The organism is Streptomyces sp. NPDC096310, assembly GCF_044763125.1.
In the GTDB taxonomy this organism is placed as follows: Bacteria; Actinomycetota; Actinomycetes; order Streptomycetales; family Streptomycetaceae; genus Streptomyces.
In genome coordinates, this window is sequence record NZ_JBIWFO010000010.1 from 119,497 (window position 1) to 137,615 (window position 18,119).

Sequence of the window (18,119 nt, forward strand, 5' to 3'; positions counted from 1 at the left end):
TCCGTCAGGGGGCCGGTTGTCCACAGGCTCTCTCCGCGTGGGGCCATGGCCAGTAATCTCAAGCCGCATGGAGCAGAGGCATCTCGGCCGTACCGGCCTGCGTGTGTCCCGGATCGGGCTCGGCACCCTGACCTGGGGCCGGGACACCGACGAGCATGACGCCGCCGATCAGTTGAAGGTCTTCTGGGAGGCGGGCGGCACGCTGGTCGACACGGCGGACGTGTACGGCGGCGGGGAGGCCGAATATCTGCTGGGCCAGCTCGTCGAGCGGCTGGTGCCGCGCCGGGACCTGATCATCGCGACGAAGGCCGGCAGCGTGCCCGATCCGTACCGCCGCTTCGACGGCTCACGCGGACATCTGCTCTCCGCACTGGACGAGTCGCTGGAGCGGCTGGGCACGGACTACGTGGACCTCTGGCAGATCCACGCCTTCGACAGCGGCACCCCGCTGGAGGAGACCCTGCACGCGCTGGACATCGCGGTCAGCACGGGCCGCGCGCGGTACGCGGGGGTGTCGAACTTCTGCGGCTGGCAGCTCGCCAAGGCGGCCACCTGGCAGCTCGCCTCGCCCGGGATACGGACCCGGCTGGCCAGCACCCAGATGGAGTACTCGCTGCTCCAGCGCGGGGTGGAGCGCGAGGTGCTGCCCGCGGCGCTCGATCTCGGGGTGGGGCTGCTGCCGTCGTCGCCGCTCGGCCGCGGGGTGCTCACGGGCAAGTACCGGCACAGCACGCCGAGCGATTCGCGGGGCGCGTCCGAGCAGATGGCGCCGTTCGTCGAGCCCTATCTCGACGAGGCGGCCGGCCGGATCGTGGACGCGGTCGCGACGGCCGCCGAGGGGCTCGCGACGACGACACTGGAGGTGGCGCTGGCGTGGGTCAGGGACCGGCCCGGCGTGGTGGCGCCGATCATCGGCGCGCGCAACGCGCAGCAGCTCACGGCCGCTCTGTCAGTGGAGAGCCTTAGTCTTCCTGACGAGATCTGCCAGGCGCTCGACGACGTGTCGGCGCCCGTGCACCGCTATCCCGACCAGGACTGGAGCACGCTGTGAGTACGGACCGCGACCCCGCCGAGGAGGCCGGGCCCCTGGCCGACGCCGCTGCCGCCGACGCCGCTGCCGAGGAAGGCGGCACGGAAACGGACGGCGAGGCCGCCGCGACACAGGCGCAGGCCGCCGAGGCCGCGGCCGCCGTCTCCGAGGCGCAGGCCGAGCTGGCCGCCCAGCGCGAGCTGCGGGAGCGGATCGAGCAGCGGAAGACGGAGAAGGCCGGGCCCATCGCCGCCGGGGCGAAGCTGAGCGGTCAGGCCGCCGACCTGCTCGCGGCCGTACGGGCCGTGGAGAGCGGCGAGCCGGTCGATCCGGCCCTGCTCCGTACGGCGGCGCCCGCCGCCGCGCCTGACCGTCCCCGTGCGACCGCACCGCCGCGGCCCCGGCCGGAGGCGGAGCAGCGGACCGTGGAGCCGCGGGCCGCTGCTCCCGGGACCGTGTCCGCCGTGCGGGCGGTGCTCGGGGAGGGCGGCGCGCCGGAGACGCTGGCGGGCCAGGTCACCGACGCGCTCGGGGAGCGGGCCCCGGAGGTACTGCGGGAGAACCCCTGGCAGTTGCTCGCCGTGCCCGGGGTACGGCCCGAGCAGGCCGACGGGTTCGCACGGGCGCTGCTGGGGGCCGCGTGCGGCCCCGGTGACGAGCGCAGGGCGACCGCGCTGGTGAGCTGGCTGCTGGAACGCGCCGCCCTCCAGGGGCACACCGCGCTGGAGGCGTCGGCGGTACGGAGCGCGCTGGCCGGCCACTCCGTGCCCGACCCGGACGGGGCGGTACGGCACGCGGTGGAGGAGTCCGTGGTCCTGAGGTTCCCGGAGGACGACGAGGAGCACGACGACCACGGGGAGAGCGAAGGGGACGACGAGCACGACGAGGACGCGAGCGAGTCCGCGGAGCGCGCGGATCCGGCGGGGAGTGGAGCCGGGGAGGCCGCCGAGCCGGTCCCGGTGCTGCTGGGGCTCGACCGGTACGCGCTGGCGGAGGACGCTCTCGCCGACGGGCTCGCGCGGCTGGCGAGGACCGGGCAGGACGCCGCCTGGGAGGAGGCCGCGGCCGGCGCCCCGTCGCCTTCGGCGGCCGAGCTGATCCGCGCGGTGGCGGGACACGGGCTCGTCCTGCACTCGGGCGGGGAGGCGGCGCGCGCAGAGCCGGTCGCGCTGGCCTCGGCGGCCCGCGCGCTCGGGGTGCGGGCGGTCGTCGCGGTCCACAGCGAGAACGGCCGCGACCGGCTGGCGGCCGACCTGGGCGCGGTCACGGTGGCCGGGCTGCTGGCCGGTACGGAAGGCCCGGGGCGGGACGCGGACGGTCTGTTCGCGCTCGATCTCCTGGTGGTCCTGGACGCGCCGCAGCTCGATGTGGAGACGGCCGCCATGCTGGTGGAGTCGCTGGCGGACGGCGGCCGGCTGGTGCTCAGCGGCGATCCGGTGGTGCTCTGGTCGGCGGGGGCGGGCCGGGTCTTCGCCGATCTGCTGGCGGCCGGGGTGTGCCCGCGGATCAGTTCCCGTACGCCCGACCCCGGACCGATCGGCGAGCTGGTCTCGGGGATCGGCATCGGTGAGCTGAACCAGGTGGCGGCGCCCGGCAAGGAGGTCGTGATCGTGCCCGTGCGGGACGCGGGCGAGGCGGTGCACCGTACGGTCCAGCTCGTCGCGGAGTCCGTACCGCGCGCCTTCGGTACGGAGGCCGGGCAGACCCAGGTGATCACGGTGGGCCACGGCGGCTCGGCCGGTACCCGGGCGCTGAACGCGGCGCTCAAGCAGCGGCTCAACCCCGGCCCCGGCCGGTTCGGCGGCTTCGACCCGGGGGACCGGGTCGCGTACGTCCCCTCCCCCGGCAGGACGCTCCAGGGCACGGTGGTCTCCGCCGACGCCGAGGGGCTGCGGCTGGAGTGCGGGGGCGCGGCGGTCACCGTGCCCAAGGACCGGGTGGAGCAGGCCGTACGCCACGGCTGGGCACTCACCGCCCACCAGACGGCGGGGATGCGCTGGCCCGCGGCGGTCGTGGTGCTCCCCGGCGACGCCGCGCAGGGGCTGAGCCGCCCCTGGGTCTACACGGCCTTCAGCCGCGGGGACCGTCATCTCTCCGTGGTCCACGGCGTCGACCAGGCCCTGCCGAAGGCGGTGTCGGACATCCCTTCCCAGGAGCGCACCACCCGGCTGCGGGGCCAGTTGGAGGCGCTGCTGGCCCCGGCGGCACAGCCGGGCTGACGTCCACCGGTCCGGCCGCCGCCCACCGGCCCAGCCGCCGTCCTTCTCAGGACGGCGGCGGGACCGACGGGTCAGGCGTCCTGTTCCTCCAGGTCGTCCAAGTCCGCGTCCAGGTCGTCCTCGTCGAAGACGGCGCTCACGTCGAAGCGGCAGACCACCTGCTGGGGGTCGGCCTGGTCGAAGGGGGCGGAGAGCCACTCCCCCGGTTCCGGGAGGTCGTCCGCGGCCGAGATCCACAGGGTGGAGTCGCCCTCCTCCAGGCCGAACTCCTTGTGCCGGGAGGCGATCTCGTCCGGTTCGTACTCGCCGAAGAGCACACCGAGGGCCGCGTGCACACTGCCGCCCACGACGCCTCCGGTGTCGGTGTCGCCCTCGATGTCGGCGATGCGCTGTGCCTGTGCGAGCAGCCGCTGCGGCTCCACCACCGCGTAGTCGCGCCGGATCAGCACGCTGAGGGCGTTGGGTTCCTCGGGGCCGTTGTACGGGGGCAGGGAATCGTCCGGGTCCGGGATCTCGAAGGGCGTGACCTCGTCGTACCGGTTGTAGAGCCGCTCGTCGTAGATCTCGGCCGCGACGGCCAGGGCGTTGAACGCTTCGGAGACGGCCGGGTCGTCCTCACCCGTGCGATGTTCGACCGCCGCGAGGTGGCGGTCCAGGGCTACCTTCACCGCCTCGGCGGCGGCGCGTACCTCGGCAGCGGTGGGCTGCGCAGCATCAGACATAGTGCAGACGCTATCCGTACCGGGCCTCTGCCCGCACAATAGATGCGATGCCGGAATACGAATTTGTCGACGTGTACGTGCCGCGCGGGGTCTCCCGCAAGGATGCGGCCCGTCTGCTCACCGATCACGCCGAGTACGGGCACTGGGAACTGGACCGCCTGAGCCTGCACCGGGACGGCAGCCGCAGGGTGCGGCTGCGCCGGCGCATCATCCGTCAGGTACGCGCCACCTGGTGAACGTGACGGAGCGGGCCCCGCTGCTGCGAGGCCCGCCCCGGCCTGCCCGTGGCCCGTTCCCGCCCGTACACGTGGGTACGGGCGGGAACGGGCCGCCGCCTGCCTACGCGGCGGACCGGGCGCGGCGGTACAGGATCGTGCCCGCGAGCAGCAGCCCGGCGCCCGCCGGAATCGCGATCCCGAGCCCGCCGGCACCGGTCGAGGCGAGGACGTCGGTGCCCTCGGTCTGCTCGGCGGTCCGGGAGACCGGCTGCGTCTCGGGGCTGCCCGGGGCCGGCGGGATCGCCCGCTCCTCGGTGGGACCGCCCGGTGTGCCGGGCGTGCCCGGCTCGGCGGGCTTGACCGGGGTGTTCGGCGTGCCCGGCGCCTCGGGGCGCTCCGGGCCGGGACGGGTGGGGCCCGGGCCGTTGCCGCAGGTGTTGCCGAAGGTCGGGTTGAGCAGTCCGACGAGGTCGACGCTGTTCCCGCACACGTTCACCGGGACATCGATCGGTACCTCGACGGAGTTGCCTGAGCCGACTCCGGGTGAGTCGATCGCGCCGCCTCCCGCGTGGGAGCCGCCGGACGGCTCGGTGTGGCCGGCTCCGGGGTGCGATCCGCCGGGGTGCGCCCCCCCGCCCGCGTGCGAGCCCCCGCCGTAGCCGCCGTCGTCGTTCCCGTGGCCACCGGACGGCTTGCCCGAGAAGTTGCCGCACTTGTTGCCGAACGCCGGATTGAGCACCCCGACGACATCCACGGTGTTGCCGCACACGTTCACCGGTACATGCACCGGAACCTGCACGTTGTTCCCCGACAGCACGCCCGGGGAGCCGACGGCCGCGCCGCCCGCTCCCGCGTCCGCCTGCGCGTGCCCACCGCCGAGCGCGAGCACTCCGCCCGCGGCCGCCACGGTGATCAGGCCCTTGCGCGTGACCTGTCTCATAGCTTCGATCCCTGCCTTCTGCCTTGCGGGACTGCCCTGGGCATCGGTGCCGGGGCAGGATGCCCAGCGGCCCCGGAGCGCATGGCACGCGCTCCGGGGCCGCTCGGGCTCAGACCCTCACGGGTGAGAGTTACGACGTCACTTGTTGACGCAGACGTTGCCGAAGGCGGGGTTCAGCAGCCCGATCACGTCGATGGTGTTGCCGCACACGTTCACCGGAACGTGGAGCGGAACCTGCACCACGTTGCCCGAGAGGACACCGGGGGAACCGATGGCGGCACCCTGCGCGCCCGCGTCGGCGACGGCCATGCCCGCACCCGCGAGCACCAGACCACCAGTGACTGCCGCAGCAGCGACGACCTTCTTGATCATTATTCCTCCTTGTTGGCAAACGCGGTCCCAGCCGCGGACCGCACACCTGTAACGAAGGGGAAGTAATGAGGCTACGAGCCTATGAGCGCATTCACTCTTCTCAGTCAAAGACGCACACGCGGACGATTTCCCGTTCGGCCAGTCAGCTCTGGTCGATGAACCGGTCGAGGACCCGTACACCGAATTTCAGACCGTCCACCGGTACCCGCTCGTCCACCCCGTGGAACATCCCGGCGAAGTCCAGCTCCGGCGGCAGCTTGAGCGGCGCGAAGCCGAAGCCGCGGATCCCCAGGTCGTCGAAGGACTTGGCGTCGGTGCCGCCGGAGAGCATGTACGGAACGGCCCGCGCGATCGGATCCTCCGCCGAGAGCGCGCTCTGCATGGCGTCGACCAGGCTCCCGTCGAAGCTGGTCTCCAGCGCCTTGTCGCCGTGCACGTCCTCGCGCCGCACGCGCGGGCCGAGGATCCGGTCGATGTCCGCGAGGAACTCCTCCTCGTACCCGGGCAGGAACCGTCCGTCGACGTGGGCGGTCGCCTGGCCGGGGATGACGTTCACCTTGTAGCCCGCGCCGAGCATGGTGGGGGCCGCGGAGTTGCGCAGGGTGGCGCCGATCATCTTCGCGATGCCGCCGAGCTTGGCGAGCGTGGCCTCCATGTCCTCCGGGTCCAGCGGGGTGCCCAGCGCGTCGGACAGCTCGTCCAGGAAGGACCGTACGGTCTTGGTCACCCGTACCGGCCACTGATGGCGGCCGAGCCGGCCCACGGCCTCGCACAGCTCGGTGATCGCGTTGTCGTTGTTGGTCATCGAACCGTGGCCCGCGGTGCCGTCCACGGTCAGCCGCATCCAGTGCATGCCCTTCTGGGCCGTCTCGACGAGGTAGAGGCGCAGGTTCTCGTTGACGGTGAAGGAGAACCCGCCGACCTCGCTGATCGCCTCCGTGACGCCCTCGAAGAGGCCGGGGTGGTGGTCGACGAGGTAGCGCGCGCCGTACGTGCCGCCCGCTTCCTCGTCGGCGAGGAAGGCCAGCACGATGTCGCGCGGGGGCTTGCGCCCGCCGCGCATCCGGTCGCGGACGACCGCGAGGGTCATCGCGTCCATGTCCTTCATGTCGACGGCGCCCCGGCCCCACACGCAGCCGTCCGCGATCTCGCCCCCGAACGGGTCGTACGTCCAGTCCTCGGCGTTGGCCGGCACGACATCGGTGTGGCCGTGGATGAGCAGGGCGGGCCGCGACGGATCCTCGCCCTCGATCCTGGCCACGGTGGAGGCGCGGCCCTGGTGGGACTCGAAGATCTTCGGTTCGAGCCCGACCTCGGCGAGCTTCTCCGCGACGTACTCCGCGGCGGCCCGCTCCCCGGGGCCCGAGTGGTCCCCGTAGTTGCTGGTGTCGATCCGGATCAGATCCCGGCAGAGGTCGACGACCTCGTCCTCGCCCGATACGGTCCTGCCCGCGTTCGGCTCGCTCACGCTGCTCACTCCCACGGTCGTTGCTGGTGGTCCTCGCTGATGGTCCTCCTCATCCTCCCGCGCCCGGCCCCCTCGCCCAAGGGCGGGCCCGCCCCCGTCACACGCCCGTAAACACACGGATCGGGGCGTGATCGGGGTGTGATCGGGCACCGTCGAATGTTTGCTATGGTTTTCCACGTCGGAACGGCCCAGGGCCTCCCGGCAGACACCTTGTCCGGGTGGCGGAATGGCAGACGCGCTAGCTTGAGGTGCTAGTGCCCTTTATCGGGCGTGGGGGTTCAAGTCCCCCCTCGGACACCAAGGTCAACCGACCAAATAGAGCCGGTCAAAGCGACACTTTATCGCTTTGATCGGCTCTGTTGTTGTTTTGGACACGGTCTGGCCCTCTGCGGGTTCGCAGAGGGCCAGAGCTGTTTGTGCTGTTCAGGTGGGGTGCGTGTGGTGGGGTGGATCAGTTTTCTGGGGTGGTGTCGGGGAGGTAGCCGTTGGGGGTCCAGTCGCGGGGGTTTTGAGTTTGTGGCGGTTGGAGGGGCGGCGGCGGGCGGGGAGGCCATTGGTCTGGAGGGTGTCGAGCCAGCCGGCGAGTTTACGGTGGTTGGCGTGGGCGATCTGGAAGGAGAGGAGGAGGGACTGGCAGGCGATTCCGCGGATGCGGCGGGTGCGGCTGCGTTCGATGGCTTCATGGTCTTTGGCGTAGCCGTTGAAGTGCTCCACACGGTTGCGCAGGCGGAAGTAGTGGTGGACCCAGAGGGCGAGGCCGTGGTCGAGTTCCTGCCAGTGCCGGATGCCGATGTCCCGGTTGAAGGTGAGTGACTCGCGGCGGCACACCTCGGGAGGTCCTGCCGGGGTGGGGGTGACGTCGATGAGGGGCAGACGGTGGCCGTGGCTGAGGCTGCGGCGCTTGACGGGGCAGGCGACCGTGGGGTGGTGGAGGTCTCGCCGCTGACGACGAGGGTGGCTTCGAAGCCGAAGAGGTGGCGCTTGGACTTCCTGGGCTTCTTGCCGTTGTGGGAGCCGCTTTCCTGGCCGTCGGTTGCGGGGTCGCGGTGGTTGCCGTCGCGGACGTACCAGGCGGCGTCGGGGTCGGTCGCGGTGTCCGGACCGTTGGCGCTGACGCCGCGTGAGAACGTCCGGATGGGGGTGGCGTCGACGGCGGCCGAACCGTCCCAGAACTCCTCGATGACGGCCCTGGCCGGGGCGAGGGAAGCTTCGACGAGGCGGTTGGTGACCTCGACGAGCAGCCGGCGGCGTGCGGCGAGCTGTTCTGGGTGGGCTTCCTGCTCCAGGCGCAGGGCGTCGGCGCGCGGGAGGCGGTGCTTGGGCAACGGGGAGGGGTTCATGACCGCCACGGCGGCGTGGAAGGTGCGCCGCACGGCGAGGTAGGCGGATTCGAAGCCGTCGGCGTCGTCGGGCCATGCGGGCAGGGCGAGTTGGGTACGCGAGGCGGGGGTGAGCTGATGGGCGAGGATGTCGGCGACCTCGGCGAGGACGACGCGTCCCTGGTTACGCCAGGAATCAAGGGTCATGGCTACGAACAGGGCGTGGAGGCGACGGTGCGGGTGCGCCCCGCGTTGGACTTGCGGGCACGCTGCTGAGCGTGGTGGAGCAGGGGGATGACGCCGGAGCGGTCGACGAACTGGCGGGCGCGGGTGAAGTCGGCGGCTCTGACGCTCTGGCGGCGCTCGCGCAGCTGCTTGAGCCAGGGTGGTGCGCCGGCCCGGTCGTGCGGGCCGGGGCGGGGTGTGCGGGCGGTGGTCACGGCATCTCCCTGAGGGTGGTGCGGGCCTGCTCTGCGCTGGTGCCTTTGAGGTAGGGCAGGAGGCGGGAGAGGGCGTGGAGCGAGTCGGGGCCGGCTGCGGCGAGCAGGACGGGCAGGGGGATGGGGACGTTCATGCGCTCGACCAGCCAGGTGGCACGGCAGCGGCCCATGACCAGGCGCGGTACGCGGGGGGCACGCCTTCCTCGACGGCATGCGCACAGCGGGTGGCGGGCATATCGTCACCACGTCGTCGATGGGCGGCCTCATCGGCATGCCGGAGCTGTTGCCCTATTGCGCCGGCAAGTTCGCCGTCGTGGGGCTTTCGGAGGCCCTGCGTGCCGAACTCGCAGAATCGGGTGTCTTAGGACGGCCTCTTTTGGCCCCGGGGAAACGGGTTCGCCTGGACCGGGGTCAGCGTCCTGTGCCCCGGCGGTGTCCGTTCACGGCTCTGGCGCACCTCGCGTCCCGTACGAGGACTGCCGGACACCGACACCCCGCGGTCGGACGTGAGCGGCCAGTCGGCGAACCCCGACGGAATGGACCCCTACGAGGTGGGCCGACGCGTGGTGGAAGCGGTCATCGCCGACGAGCCGTACGACTTCACCCATCCCGAGTTCAGGAGCGCCGTCACGGAACGGCATGAACGGCTACTGCACCTGCCCGATCGCCCGGCCATCGATGACCGCCTCCCGAGGAACCGCAACACGGTGCAGCAGCGCTTCAGCCGGTTCCATGAACTGACCGGGCGGGACGTGCGCTGCGCGCCGGTACTTCGAGCTGTACGGGACGCTCGCCGCTGCCCGAGGACGACCCGGCCGAAGTCCGGCGGATGGCACGGGACTACGCGGACCGCGGCTACGCGGGGGTCAAGCTGAACTGGCCCTACGGACCTGCCGACGGACGCCGGGGGTGCTCGCGAACCTCCGTCACGCGGAGCTGGTCCGCGACGAGTTGGACGACGACATCGACCTCATGAGCGACGCGTACATGAGCTGGGACCGCGCATGCGCGGTCCAGATGCTCCGCGGCCTCGCCGGTCTCGGGCTGCGCTGGGTGGAAGAACCGCTCGTCCCGGACGACGTGGCGGGCCACGCCCTGCTCCGGGACATGCGCCTGGTGCCGATCGCAACCGGCGAGCACGAGTTCACCGGTACGGCTCCAGAACCTGCTCGACGCGGGAGCGGCGGACGTGCTGCAACCGGATGTGCACCGGGTCGGCGGCATCACCGAACTGCGGCGCGTGTGCCAGATGGTCTCCGGGCACCCGGTCGATGTGATCCCGCACGTGTACTCCGCGGCCACCCTGCACGTCGTGCTCTCACAACCCGGCTGCACCTGGATCGAGCACCTCACCAACCCGTCCTACTGGGGACACGACCAGCGCGTCGAGCCGCTGTTCCTCGGCGGACCCGAGGTCAAGGACGGCCGCCCCGAGCTGCCCACGGAGCCGGGCATCGGGCTGCGCGTCAACGCGAGGGCAATGCCCGAGCTGGCCGACTGGTCGTAACGCTCCGGGTGGAGCGCGGCTCCAGGTTCGGGAGCGAACCGCGGTGTGCGCCAATGGACAGGCTCGTCCATGATCTGAGATGTCCTACCAACGGGCACCGTTCTCCGGCGCGGTGTTCCGGCGACCACGCGTGAGGTTGTCGGCCGCCATGCGTGGGCCCGCGTAAGGAGACGGAGGCGGCGGGTCGTGGTCCATGGTCACGACCCGCCGCCGGCCGTCAGGTTCAGCTGGTGATCGTCGTCTCCTCCACTGTCCAGGCGTGGGCCTGGTCGCTGAGGGAGAGGCCGAGGCCGGGGCGGCTCGGGACGATCATGCGGCCCTCGCGCAGTTCGAGCCGCTCGTTGAACATCGGTTCCAGCCACTCGAAGTGCTCGACCCAGGTGTTACGGGGGTAGGCGGCGGCGAGGTGCAGGTGGATCTCCATGGCGAAGTGGGGGGCCATGCTCAGGCTCTTGTGGTCGGCGAGCGCCATGATCTGGAGGAAGGGTGTGATGCCGCCGACACGGGGGGCGTCGGGCTGGATGAAGTCCGCGGAGTTCTTCAGGATCAGGTCGGTGTGCTCGGCGACGCTGGTGAGCATCTCACCGGTGGCCACCGGGGTGTCCAGGCTCGCGGCCAGGGCCGCGTGGCCCTCCGCGTCGTAGCAGTCCAGCGGCTCCTCGATCCAGGTGAGGTCGAAGCTCTCCAGGGCCCGGCCCATGCGGGCGGCGGTGGTGCGGTCCCACTGCTGGTTGGCGTCGACCATCAACGGGACGTCCTTGCCGACGTGCTCGCGTACGGCCTCGACGCGCCGCAGGTCGGTCTTGGTGTCCGGCTGCCCGACCTTGATCTTGATACCGCCGATACCTCGCGCCAGGGTGAGGCTGGTGTTCTCCAGTACCTGCTCGATCGGCATCGACAGATAGCCGCCGGAGGTGTTGTAGCAGCGCACGGAGTCGCGGTGTGCACCCAGCAGCTTGGCGAGCGGCAGCCCGGCCCGGCGGGCCTTGAGATCCCAGAGCGCGATGTCGAAGGCGGCGATGGCCTGGGTGGTCAGACCGCTGCGGCCCATGGAGGCGCCGGCCCAGACCAGTTTCTGCCAGAGCCGGCCGGCGTCGCTGGGGTCCTCACCGATGAGTTCGGGGGCTATCTCCTTGGCGTGGGCGTACATGCCGGGGCCGCCCGCGCGCTTGGAGTAGCCGAAGCCGATGCCCTCGTGGCCGCCCTCGGTGGTGATCTCGGCGAACAGGAAGGCGATCTCTGTCAGCGGCTTCTGACGGCCTGTGAGGACCTTGGCGTCACTGATCGGGGCATGCAGCGGCAGGCTGACGTAGGAGAGCCGTACGGAGGAGATGTGGTCGAGCGTCGCCTCCCCCGGTGCGGTGGCGAACGGCTTGGCCGGGGAGGGCTGGGTGGCGGAGGTCATGGTACGTACGGCTCCTTCGGATACGTGCGCGAAGCGGTGAAGAAGGTAAGAGTGGTCAGGACGGCGGGCGGGAGGGGCTGGTTCCTGTGCCGCTGTGAATGGCTGCGGGGGACGGCGGGGGGCGCGCGGCTGTGGAGCCGCGATCCGGGCAGGGTGAGGGTGCGCCTCACTTCACGGAATAGCGGGCGTCCGGGTGTGGTCGGCTGACCGGGCATGTGAGGTGGTAGCCGCGGTCCGTGTAGTCAAAACCCTCGAGTTCGACCTGGTCGCGGCCGTCGGAGCGGGACGCGTAGTAGGCCCGGATCTCGGTGATGAGGCCGCTTTCCTCGTCGAAGACGTACCACTCGTCGCCTCGCAGGAACCCGTTCAGTTTCGTCTTGTAGTGGGTCCACTCAATGACAGCCTGGAGCGACTGGGCATCGGTGACCAGCCGGTCGATGGTCCAGGCGGAGCCAATGGTCAGCGTCAGGTGCCGCCAGTTCTCCGCTATGGTGCGGGCCCCCTTCCAGGGGCCCCCGATGCCTGGCGGGAAGTAGTGGACAGCGGCCGGGTGGAACGTGGCGGCCATCTTCTCCACGTCGGCTTCGTTGCAGCCGTCGAAGTACGTACGGATGGTGGCTTCCATCCCGGCCCGGCGCGTGGCCTCGTCCAGGTCCTTGAACGCCGTCATGCGCGTGCCTTCTTCCACTGGCGGTACTGTTCCTTGGTTTCTTCGCTCGGCGGGTAGAGCCCGCCCAGCAGGGGTTCGCCCTCATGCACCCGGGTGTGGAGATATGCCTCCAGCTCCTCCTGCTCCAGCGCCTGGTCCGCGATTCGGGGCGCCAGGTAACGGGGTACGACGATCACGCCGTCACGGTCGCCGACCAGGACGTCGCCCGGGTACACGGCCACGCCGGCGCAGCCGATGGGGACTTGGAGGTCGGCGACGTGGAAGCTGGTCAGCCGGGTGGTGGCCGTGGTGGCCCGAGCGTACGTCGCGATCGGCAGGTCCTTCAGGACATGGCCGTCACGGAACGCGCCGTCGGTGATGAAGGCGGTGGCGCCGCGGTGCAGGGCGCGGGTGACGAGCATGTCACCCGCCGAGGCGGCGGAGATGTCGCTCCGGCTGTCGATGACGAGGGCCTGGCCCTTGCCGAGGCTCTCCACTCCGAGCCACTGCAGGTTGTCCTCGCCGGGCAGGCTTTCGAGGGTGTCGAGGTCCTCACGGGCCGGGATGAAGCGCATGGTGAACGCCTCGCCGACGAACCCGTCCAGATCGGGGTTGAGCGGCGAGAGCCCCACGAGGAACTGCTGGCGCAGGCCGACAGCGAACAGTCGGGTGGCCAGCGTCGCGGTGCTGACCCGGCGCAGTGTGTCCAGGACCTTCGGGTCCAGGGGCTCGGGCTCATGGGCGGGTGACATACAGGTCTTCTCCTCAGAGCTTCGGGAGGGCGGGGCGTTCGTGGCCAGGGTGTACGGCGCGCATCGCGGCGATGTCGTCCCGCTCACGCATATCGGGACGCCGGTTCCAGCGTTCGTGCAGCCGGGCGAGCGCGTCCCGGTCCAGTTCGACGCCGAGACCGGGTTGTCCGTGACGGCGACGGCACCGTCCTGGAAGGCGAGGCGCTCGGTGAGTACCTCCTCGGACTGCCTCGGGTAGTGGGTGTCGCAGGCGTAGTCAAGACCGGGGATCGTCGCCGCGACCTGCGTCATGGCGGCAAGGCTGATGCCGAGGCGGGTGTTGGAGTGCATGGAGATGCCCTTGCCGTAGGCCCGGCAGACGGCGGCCAGGTCTCTGGTCGCCAGCAGCCCGCCCCAGAAGTGGTGATCGGAGAGCACCGCGACCACCATGTTGGTGGCCAGCGGCATGCCCGTACGGCGGTGGACCTCGGCCATGTCCTCCAGCCGGGCCGTGGGGTCCTCCAGGTACTGAACGACGCCGGTGAGTTCCTCGGCAGCCTTGGTCGCGGTCTCCAGGGATCAGGCGCCGTTGGGGTCCAAGCGCTGCGGGTGCTCGGGGAACGCGGCGGCCAGGGCCTTGATCGCGGCCACTTCCTCCTCGGGAGGAAAGACACCGCCCTTGAGCTTGAAGGAGCGTGAGCCGCACCGCTCATGGAACTTACGGGCGAGGGCGACCACACCGTCGGGGTCGCTGGCCTCGCCCCAGTCGCCCGTGGGATCGTCCGAGCCCGGGTGCCGACCCCATTTGCAGAAGAGGTAACCGGCGTAGTCGACGCGGTCGCGGACCCTGCCGCCGAGCAGCGCATGGACGGGACGCCCAACTCCTTGCCGTACGCGTCCAAGGCGGCGGTCTCGAAGGCGGAAACAATGCTGAGTCGCATCTTCTCGGCGGTGAGCAGCCAGCGGTAACCGCTGGCGTCCGGGTGCGGACTGACCACGCGGTTGCCCGTCTCGCTCCCCACGGTGCGAATCGTGTTGATCTCGCCGACCGGCAGGCCCTTCAGTCGGGGCGCCAGACCGGCGGCCAGTCGCAGGTAGTCCCCGTCTCCGTAGGTCTCACCCAGGCCGACGGTCCCGGTCTCCATCTCGATTTCGACGATCAGGCGAGGGGCGTAGGGCTGGTGGACGCCCGCGACATGCAGAAGGGGAGCGTCGGTTATCAGGATCGGCGTGAGCCGCACCTCGGTGATGCCGGGGGAGCGGGCCATCTTCCTCCTTCGCATACGAGCTCCTCTCTACGAAACGAGAAACGCAATCCCAATGAATGGGATATCATCTCGCTAGTTGGGTGTATGGAACGTAGCAATGGTGGCGCGTACCGCACAAGTCCCCATGTCTGGACGAAGCACGGGTCGGTAGTCTCGGCGGACGCGCGGAACGGGAAGGCTGAAGAGGACGATGAGCGAGACAGTCACACCGGAGCCCGGCCAGGGCGCCGGCGGTAACGGCGAGCGCGCGGCGGGAGCCCTGGACCGGGGGCTCGCGATCCTCACCCATGTCGCGCAGGCGCGGGGCGCGAAGACGACGGAGATCGCCCATACGCTGGGGCTGACGCGCAGCACGGCGTACCGTCTGGTGGACCGGCTGCAGGAACAGGGCTGGCTGACCCATGACCCGGTGACCGGCCAGTGGCAGTTGGGCTCGGCCGCGGTACGGCTGGCATCGGCGGCGGTCGCCTCGACAAATCTGCGCGACGCCGCCGCGCCCGCGCTGCGCAAGCTGGCCGACCTCACGCAGGAAACCGTCAGCCTGGGCGTGCCGAACGGCCAGACCATGGTGTTCGTGCACCGGGAGCGCGGGACGCGCCCCGCCGCCGTCACCGCGGAGCTGGGTGCCTCCCGGCCGCTGCACTCGACGTCCCTGGGACGCGCCTACCTGGCCGCGCTGCCGCAGCCGAGGCTGGACGAGGCACTCATCGAGCTGGTCCGCTCGCCGCTCTCGCCCGTGACAGCGGCGACGGTCTCCGAACTGCACGCCGAGATCGAACGCACCCGTGAGCGCGGCTGGTCACAGGACCTGCGGGAATTCGACGATTCGAGCTGCTGCTGCGGCGCCGCTGTGTACGACCACACCGGACTGCCGGTGGCGTGCATCAGCGTTGCGGGCGTGGCCGAGCGCATGGAGCCGCTCGTACCGACGTATGGGCCGGTAGTGGCGCAGGTATGCCGGGAACTGTCCGCGGATCTCGGTTATCTGCCGCCCACGACCTGAGCGAGACACCATCGCCCGCCTCCCCTCTGGCGGTACGCGCCGAGACTGAGGCCGCGCGGGCGGGTGGGCAGCCCGCGCGACCCACGCACTGTCACGCTCCTGGAGGCGACACTCTACGAGTTCGCGCCTTGTCGCCGCCGATGGCACGCACGGGATTGACCAGTCGGCCGATCCCCTCGACCTCCGACTCCACGACGTCACCGGGACGCAGGGAGCGCGGCGGGTCCATGAAATCCCCGCAGCCCGCCGGAGTGCCGGTCAAAATGACGTCCCCGGGCCGGAGCGTGAAATAGCGGCTCAGATAGGAGATGAGCGCCGGGATGGTGAACACCATGTCGGCGGTCGTACCGTCCTGCACTTTCTCGCCATTGACCCAGGTACGGACACGCAGATTCTGAGGATCGGGGATCTCGTCGGCCGTGACGACAACCGGACCCAGCGGGCAGAAGGTGTCCAGGCCCTTTCCCCGGAGCCACTGCCCATCGTTCGCCTGGAGGTCACGGGCGGATATGTCGTTGGCGACCGTGTAGCCGAAGGCCCGCTTCAGAGCATCCCGTTCGCGTACGTGCCGGGTCTCCTTCCCGATGATGACGGCCAGCTCACTCTCCCAGTCGACGCGCCGGGTCAGCTCGGGATCGAAGACGATGGCATCACCCGTGCCGATGACGCTGGAGGAGAGCTTGGGGAACAAATACGGCTCGGTGGGCTGCTCCCAGCCCATCTCCGCGATGGTGTCGCGGTAGTTGAGGCCGATCCCGTACAGGGTGCCAGGCTGGTACGGCAGCAGCAGTTCCGTGTCCTCGGCGGACAGTTCGTCCCCCGCGGGCGGCAGGGCCCTGCCGGTGATGACGTCCTCCAGGCAGACGCCCTGGGGCGCCGTACGCCAGTGGTGCCCGGCGGCGGTCCTGGTGACGAGCCGCGGCCGGCCTTCGTGAGTGAGGGTGGCGAGATGCATTGAGGGGTGTCTTTCCTGGGAGATCGAGTGCCCACGTCCCCCGCCGGGGAACACGGGGCGTTTGCCATTCCGTAGGGAGTTGTCCGTGAAGGGTGGCCATGTGAGGGCTCACTGGGAGGCGATACCGGGCACGGCCGGTTTTGCCGGGCCTTCGGGAGCGCCCTCGCCCCGCGTGACGGGCGCCGGTTCTTCCCTGTCGGTGTCGCGTCCGTCGGAGATGAAGCAGGTGACGACGGCCGCGATCAGCGAGACCACGGCCAGGGCGATCAAGCCCCAGGCGGTACTGCCGGTCTGCTCCTTCACCAGCCCGAATCCGTAAGGGGCGACGAACCCGCCCAGGTTGGCGAGGGAATTGATGAGCGCGATGGCCATGCCGACAGCCATCGGATGCACCGTCCGCTGGACGATCGGCCAGAAGATGGGGCTGATGCTCTTGAAGCCCATCGCGGCCAAGGAGAGCATCACCAGGGCGATGACGGGTGAGGTGACCGCCGCCGCGAACGACCCTACCGACGCGGCGAGCAGCGCACCGATCAAAAGCGGCTTGCGCCGGCCGGTGCGGTCGCCGATCCGGGCGAGGGTGAACATGGCGAAGATCGCGCAGATCCACGGCACGGAGGAGAGGAAACCGACCGTGAAATCGTTGGTTCCCTTGATTCCCCGGACAATTGACGGCAGCCAGAAGGTGTTGGCATAAATCGACATCTGGACGGAGAAGTAGATGAAGATAAGGAGACCTACTTTCGGGCTCCGCAGCACGGCCCATATGTTCGCCCGCCCCCCGTCGTGCTGCGAGGACTCGAACTCGTCCGCCTTTATCGCCTCGACGAGAGCGCTTTTCTCCTCACGGGTCAGCCAGCGGGCATCCTCGATCCTGGAGTCCAGCCAGAAGTAGGCAAAGACACCGACGACGACGGTGGCCAGACCCTCGATCAGGAACATCCACTGCCAGCCGGTCAGCCCCCAGATCCCGTCCATCGCGAGCAGTGGTCCGGACAGCGGCCCGGCAATGGAGAAGGCGACGAGAGCGCCGACCGCGTAACGCGCGTTGGCGCGGCCACGGTGGGAATTGGGCAGCCACTTGGTCAGGTAGTACAGGACGGACGGCACGAATCCTGCTTCGGCCACACCCAGCAGGAACCGCAGGGCGTAGAAGCTGGCCTCTCCCTGAACGAAGAGCATGCAGGCCGAGACAATGCCCCAGCTGACACAGATCCGGGACAGCCACAATTTCGCCCCGAACTTCTCCATCAGGGCATTGCTCGGCAGTTCGAACAGGGTATAGGCGACGAAGAAAAGACCGGCGCCAAGCCCATAGGCCGCCGCCCCGATTCCCAGATCGATCTCCAGCCGGTCCTGGGCGAATCCGATATTGGACCGGTCGAGCTGATTGCACATCATCATGACCGCGAACAGCGGGACGACGCGCCGGAGAATCTTACTGGTGGCACCCTCAAGGTGCTGCGGCCCCGAAGACTCCGGGCTGCTGACGTGCGAGCTCATGCGCGGCACTTCTTCCGTCGACGCTGACAGGAGCCGACCGGCCAAGCGCCCATGTCTCAATGGTTGGGACGCTGTACCGTTCATCGGTACGCGGTAACGTAAGTTGCGCGTTTCAGCCGTGTCAAGGCCCTTGCGCGGCTGTGACTTCCCCGGCCACCCACACGAACTGACCTCGGCGAAGGAGCGGGCCCGCAGGGTGGAGTCGGGCCGGTGCCGCGAGCGCCGGACCCCACCGGCACAGACAGGCCGTGACATCGCGCTCTGGAGCAGTACGACCACGGCGAAGACGGTGCGGGGCGGCCTTTCACCGTGGTCTCCCGCTGTTCGACGGGCATGACCCCAGCTTTGGGCTTCACCGGCCCTTATCAAA

16 protein-coding genes, 1 tRNA gene and 3 pseudogenes are annotated in these 18,119 nt (G+C 70.2%); 7 read left to right on the forward strand and 13 right to left on the reverse strand.

Features of this window, described 5'->3' with window-relative positions; genetic code table 11:
* Positions 1 to 67: 67 nt before the first annotated feature.
* A complete protein-coding gene (locus tag ACIQ7D_RS20595; protein ID WP_403939481.1) occupies positions 68 to 1,051 on the forward strand; it encodes an aldo/keto reductase in 984 nt (327 codons plus the stop codon).
* On the forward strand, positions 1,036 to 3,249 hold the full coding sequence (locus tag ACIQ7D_RS20600; protein ID WP_403939698.1) for a helix-hairpin-helix domain-containing protein: 2,214 nt from the start codon (positions 1,036 to 1,038) through the stop codon (positions 3,247 to 3,249). Before ACIQ7D_RS20595 ends, ACIQ7D_RS20600 begins: the two co-directional genes overlap by 16 nt.
* A gap of 71 nt (positions 3,250 to 3,320) precedes the next feature.
* On the opposite strand, the gene ACIQ7D_RS20605 is transcribed toward ACIQ7D_RS20600, so the two are convergent.
* Positions 3,321 to 3,971 (reverse strand): hypothetical protein, encoded by a 651-nt coding sequence (locus tag ACIQ7D_RS20605; RefSeq protein WP_403939483.1) that lies wholly within the window; start codon positions 3,969 to 3,971, stop codon positions 3,321 to 3,323.
* A 47-nt stretch (positions 3,972 to 4,018) separates the two neighbouring features.
* Here ACIQ7D_RS20605 and ACIQ7D_RS20610 point away from each other — a divergent pair, with 47 nt between their 5' ends.
* Entirely contained in the window at positions 4,019 to 4,207 is a 189-nt protein-coding gene (locus tag ACIQ7D_RS20610) for a DUF5703 family protein (RefSeq protein ID WP_114625034.1), read from the forward strand.
* Positions 4,208 to 4,310: 103 nt separating this feature from the next.
* Here ACIQ7D_RS20610 and ACIQ7D_RS20615 read toward each other — a convergent pair whose 3' ends face one another.
* The 3 genes from ACIQ7D_RS20615 to ACIQ7D_RS20625 all read right to left on the reverse strand — a co-directional run bounded on the left by ACIQ7D_RS20615 (position 4,311) and on the right by ACIQ7D_RS20625 (position 6,969).
* Positions 4,311 to 5,129, reverse strand: coding sequence for a chaplin family protein (locus ACIQ7D_RS20615; protein WP_403939487.1), 819 nt, complete (start codon positions 5,127 to 5,129; stop codon positions 4,311 to 4,313).
* Between the two features lie 138 nt (positions 5,130 to 5,267).
* Positions 5,268 to 5,501, reverse strand: a complete 234-nt coding sequence (chpH, locus tag ACIQ7D_RS20620) for a chaplin ChpH (RefSeq protein ID WP_403939490.1) — start codon at positions 5,499 to 5,501, stop codon at positions 5,268 to 5,270.
* A gap of 142 nt (positions 5,502 to 5,643) precedes the next feature.
* A complete protein-coding gene (locus ACIQ7D_RS20625) occupies positions 5,644 to 6,969 on the reverse strand; it encodes a M20/M25/M40 family metallo-hydrolase (protein ID WP_403939492.1) in 1,326 nt (441 codons plus the stop codon).
* Positions 6,970 to 7,181: 212 nt separating this feature from the next.
* Between ACIQ7D_RS20625 and ACIQ7D_RS20630 the strand changes: the two genes are divergently transcribed.
* A tRNA-Leu gene (locus ACIQ7D_RS20630) sits at positions 7,182 to 7,269 on the forward strand.
* A 123-nt stretch (positions 7,270 to 7,392) separates the two neighbouring features.
* On the opposite strand, the gene ACIQ7D_RS20635 is transcribed toward ACIQ7D_RS20630, so the two are convergent.
* From ACIQ7D_RS20635 to ACIQ7D_RS20645, 3 genes are all read right to left on the reverse strand, one after another.
* Positions 7,393 to 7,797, reverse strand: a complete 405-nt coding sequence (locus ACIQ7D_RS20635; RefSeq protein ID WP_403939494.1) for a hypothetical protein — start codon at positions 7,795 to 7,797, stop codon at positions 7,393 to 7,395.
* 700 nt (positions 7,798 to 8,497) lie between these two features.
* The gene (locus ACIQ7D_RS20640; RefSeq protein WP_403939496.1) at positions 8,498 to 8,728 is read right to left on the reverse strand and encodes a hypothetical protein; all 231 of its coding nucleotides are present in this window, start codon (positions 8,726 to 8,728) and stop codon (positions 8,498 to 8,500) included.
* Complete coding sequence (locus ACIQ7D_RS20645) at positions 8,725 to 8,898, reverse strand: hypothetical protein (RefSeq protein ID WP_403939498.1); 174 nt, start codon at positions 8,896 to 8,898, stop codon at positions 8,725 to 8,727. The genes ACIQ7D_RS20640 and ACIQ7D_RS20645 overlap by 4 nt, the downstream gene beginning before the upstream one ends.
* A 17-nt stretch (positions 8,899 to 8,915) precedes the next feature.
* Here ACIQ7D_RS20645 and ACIQ7D_RS20650 point away from each other — a divergent pair.
* Positions 8,916 to 9,371, forward strand: a pseudogene (locus tag ACIQ7D_RS20650) (SDR family NAD(P)-dependent oxidoreductase); the annotation flags it as partial.
* Between the two features lie 266 nt (positions 9,372 to 9,637).
* Positions 9,638 to 10,235, forward strand: a pseudogene (locus tag ACIQ7D_RS20655) (enolase C-terminal domain-like protein).
* A 223-nt stretch (positions 10,236 to 10,458) separates the two neighbouring features.
* Here ACIQ7D_RS20655 and ACIQ7D_RS20660 read toward each other — a convergent pair.
* From ACIQ7D_RS20660 to ACIQ7D_RS20675, 4 genes and pseudogenes are all read right to left on the reverse strand, one after another.
* Entirely contained in the window at positions 10,459 to 11,640 is a 1,182-nt protein-coding gene (locus ACIQ7D_RS20660; RefSeq protein ID WP_403939500.1) for a mandelate racemase/muconate lactonizing enzyme family protein, read from the reverse strand.
* Positions 11,641 to 11,806: 166 nt separating this feature from the next.
* Positions 11,807 to 12,310: a nuclear transport factor 2 family protein gene (locus ACIQ7D_RS20665; RefSeq protein WP_403939502.1), complete on the reverse strand. Its 504-nt coding sequence runs from the start codon at positions 12,308 to 12,310 to the stop codon at positions 11,807 to 11,809.
* Positions 12,307 to 13,041, reverse strand: a complete 735-nt coding sequence (locus ACIQ7D_RS20670) for a ribonuclease activity regulator RraA (protein ID WP_403939504.1) — start codon at positions 13,039 to 13,041, stop codon at positions 12,307 to 12,309. The genes ACIQ7D_RS20665 and ACIQ7D_RS20670 overlap by 4 nt, the downstream gene beginning before the upstream one ends.
* 13 nt (positions 13,042 to 13,054) lie before the next feature.
* Positions 13,055 to 14,288, reverse strand: a pseudogene (locus tag ACIQ7D_RS20675) (enolase C-terminal domain-like protein).
* A 190-nt stretch (positions 14,289 to 14,478) separates the two neighbouring features.
* Here ACIQ7D_RS20675 and ACIQ7D_RS20680 point away from each other — a divergent pair.
* Positions 14,479 to 15,291, forward strand: a complete 813-nt coding sequence (locus ACIQ7D_RS20680) for an IclR family transcriptional regulator (RefSeq protein ID WP_403939506.1) — start codon at positions 14,479 to 14,481, stop codon at positions 15,289 to 15,291.
* Between the two features lie 91 nt (positions 15,292 to 15,382).
* On the opposite strand, the gene ACIQ7D_RS20685 is transcribed toward ACIQ7D_RS20680, so the two are convergent.
* Together ACIQ7D_RS20685 and ACIQ7D_RS20690 are read right to left on the reverse strand one after the other, a co-directional pair.
* The gene (locus ACIQ7D_RS20685; protein WP_403939508.1) at positions 15,383 to 16,246 is read right to left on the reverse strand and encodes a fumarylacetoacetate hydrolase family protein; all 864 of its coding nucleotides are present in this window, start codon (positions 16,244 to 16,246) and stop codon (positions 15,383 to 15,385) included.
* A 108-nt stretch (positions 16,247 to 16,354) separates the two neighbouring features.
* Positions 16,355 to 17,749 carry an MFS transporter gene (locus ACIQ7D_RS20690; RefSeq protein ID WP_403939510.1) on the reverse strand — a complete coding sequence of 465 codons (1,395 nt, stop codon included), beginning with the start codon at positions 17,747 to 17,749 and terminating at the stop codon, positions 16,355 to 16,357.
* Positions 17,750 to 18,119 lie beyond the last annotated feature (370 nt).

What these genes read in the sequence shown, in the direction of transcription:
- ACIQ7D_RS20595 (WP_403939481.1), top strand. Translation starts at nt 68, where the DNA reads ATGGAGCAGAGGCATCTCGGCCGTACCGGCCTGCGTGTGTCCCGGATC.
- ACIQ7D_RS20605 (WP_403939483.1), bottom strand. Translation starts at nt 3,971, where the DNA reads ATGTCTGATGCTGCGCAGCCCACCGCTGCCGAGGTACGCGCCGCCGCC.
- ACIQ7D_RS20610 (WP_114625034.1), top strand. Translation starts at nt 4,019, where the DNA reads ATGCCGGAATACGAATTTGTCGACGTGTACGTGCCGCGCGGGGTCTCC.
- ACIQ7D_RS20615 (WP_403939487.1), bottom strand. Translation starts at nt 5,129, where the DNA reads ATGAGACAGGTCACGCGCAAGGGCCTGATCACCGTGGCGGCCGCGGGC.
- chpH (WP_403939490.1), bottom strand. Translation starts at nt 5,501, where the DNA reads ATGATCAAGAAGGTCGTCGCTGCTGCGGCAGTCACTGGTGGTCTGGTG.
- ACIQ7D_RS20645 (WP_403939498.1), bottom strand. Translation starts at nt 8,898, where the DNA reads ATGGGCCGCTGCCGTGCCACCTGGCTGGTCGAGCGCATGAACGTCCCC.
- ACIQ7D_RS20660 (WP_403939500.1), bottom strand. Translation starts at nt 11,640, where the DNA reads ATGACCTCCGCCACCCAGCCCTCCCCGGCCAAGCCGTTCGCCACCGCA.
- ACIQ7D_RS20665 (WP_403939502.1), bottom strand. Translation starts at nt 12,310, where the DNA reads ATGACGGCGTTCAAGGACCTGGACGAGGCCACGCGCCGGGCCGGGATG.
- ACIQ7D_RS20670 (WP_403939504.1), bottom strand. Translation starts at nt 13,041, where the DNA reads ATGTCACCCGCCCATGAGCCCGAGCCCCTGGACCCGAAGGTCCTGGAC.
- ACIQ7D_RS20680 (WP_403939506.1), top strand. Translation starts at nt 14,479, where the DNA reads ATGAGCGAGACAGTCACACCGGAGCCCGGCCAGGGCGCCGGCGGTAAC.
- ACIQ7D_RS20685 (WP_403939508.1), bottom strand. Translation starts at nt 16,246, where the DNA reads ATGCATCTCGCCACCCTCACTCACGAAGGCCGGCCGCGGCTCGTCACC.
- ACIQ7D_RS20690 (WP_403939510.1), bottom strand. Translation starts at nt 17,749, where the DNA reads ATGAGCTCGCACGTCAGCAGCCCGGAGTCTTCGGGGCCGCAGCACCTT.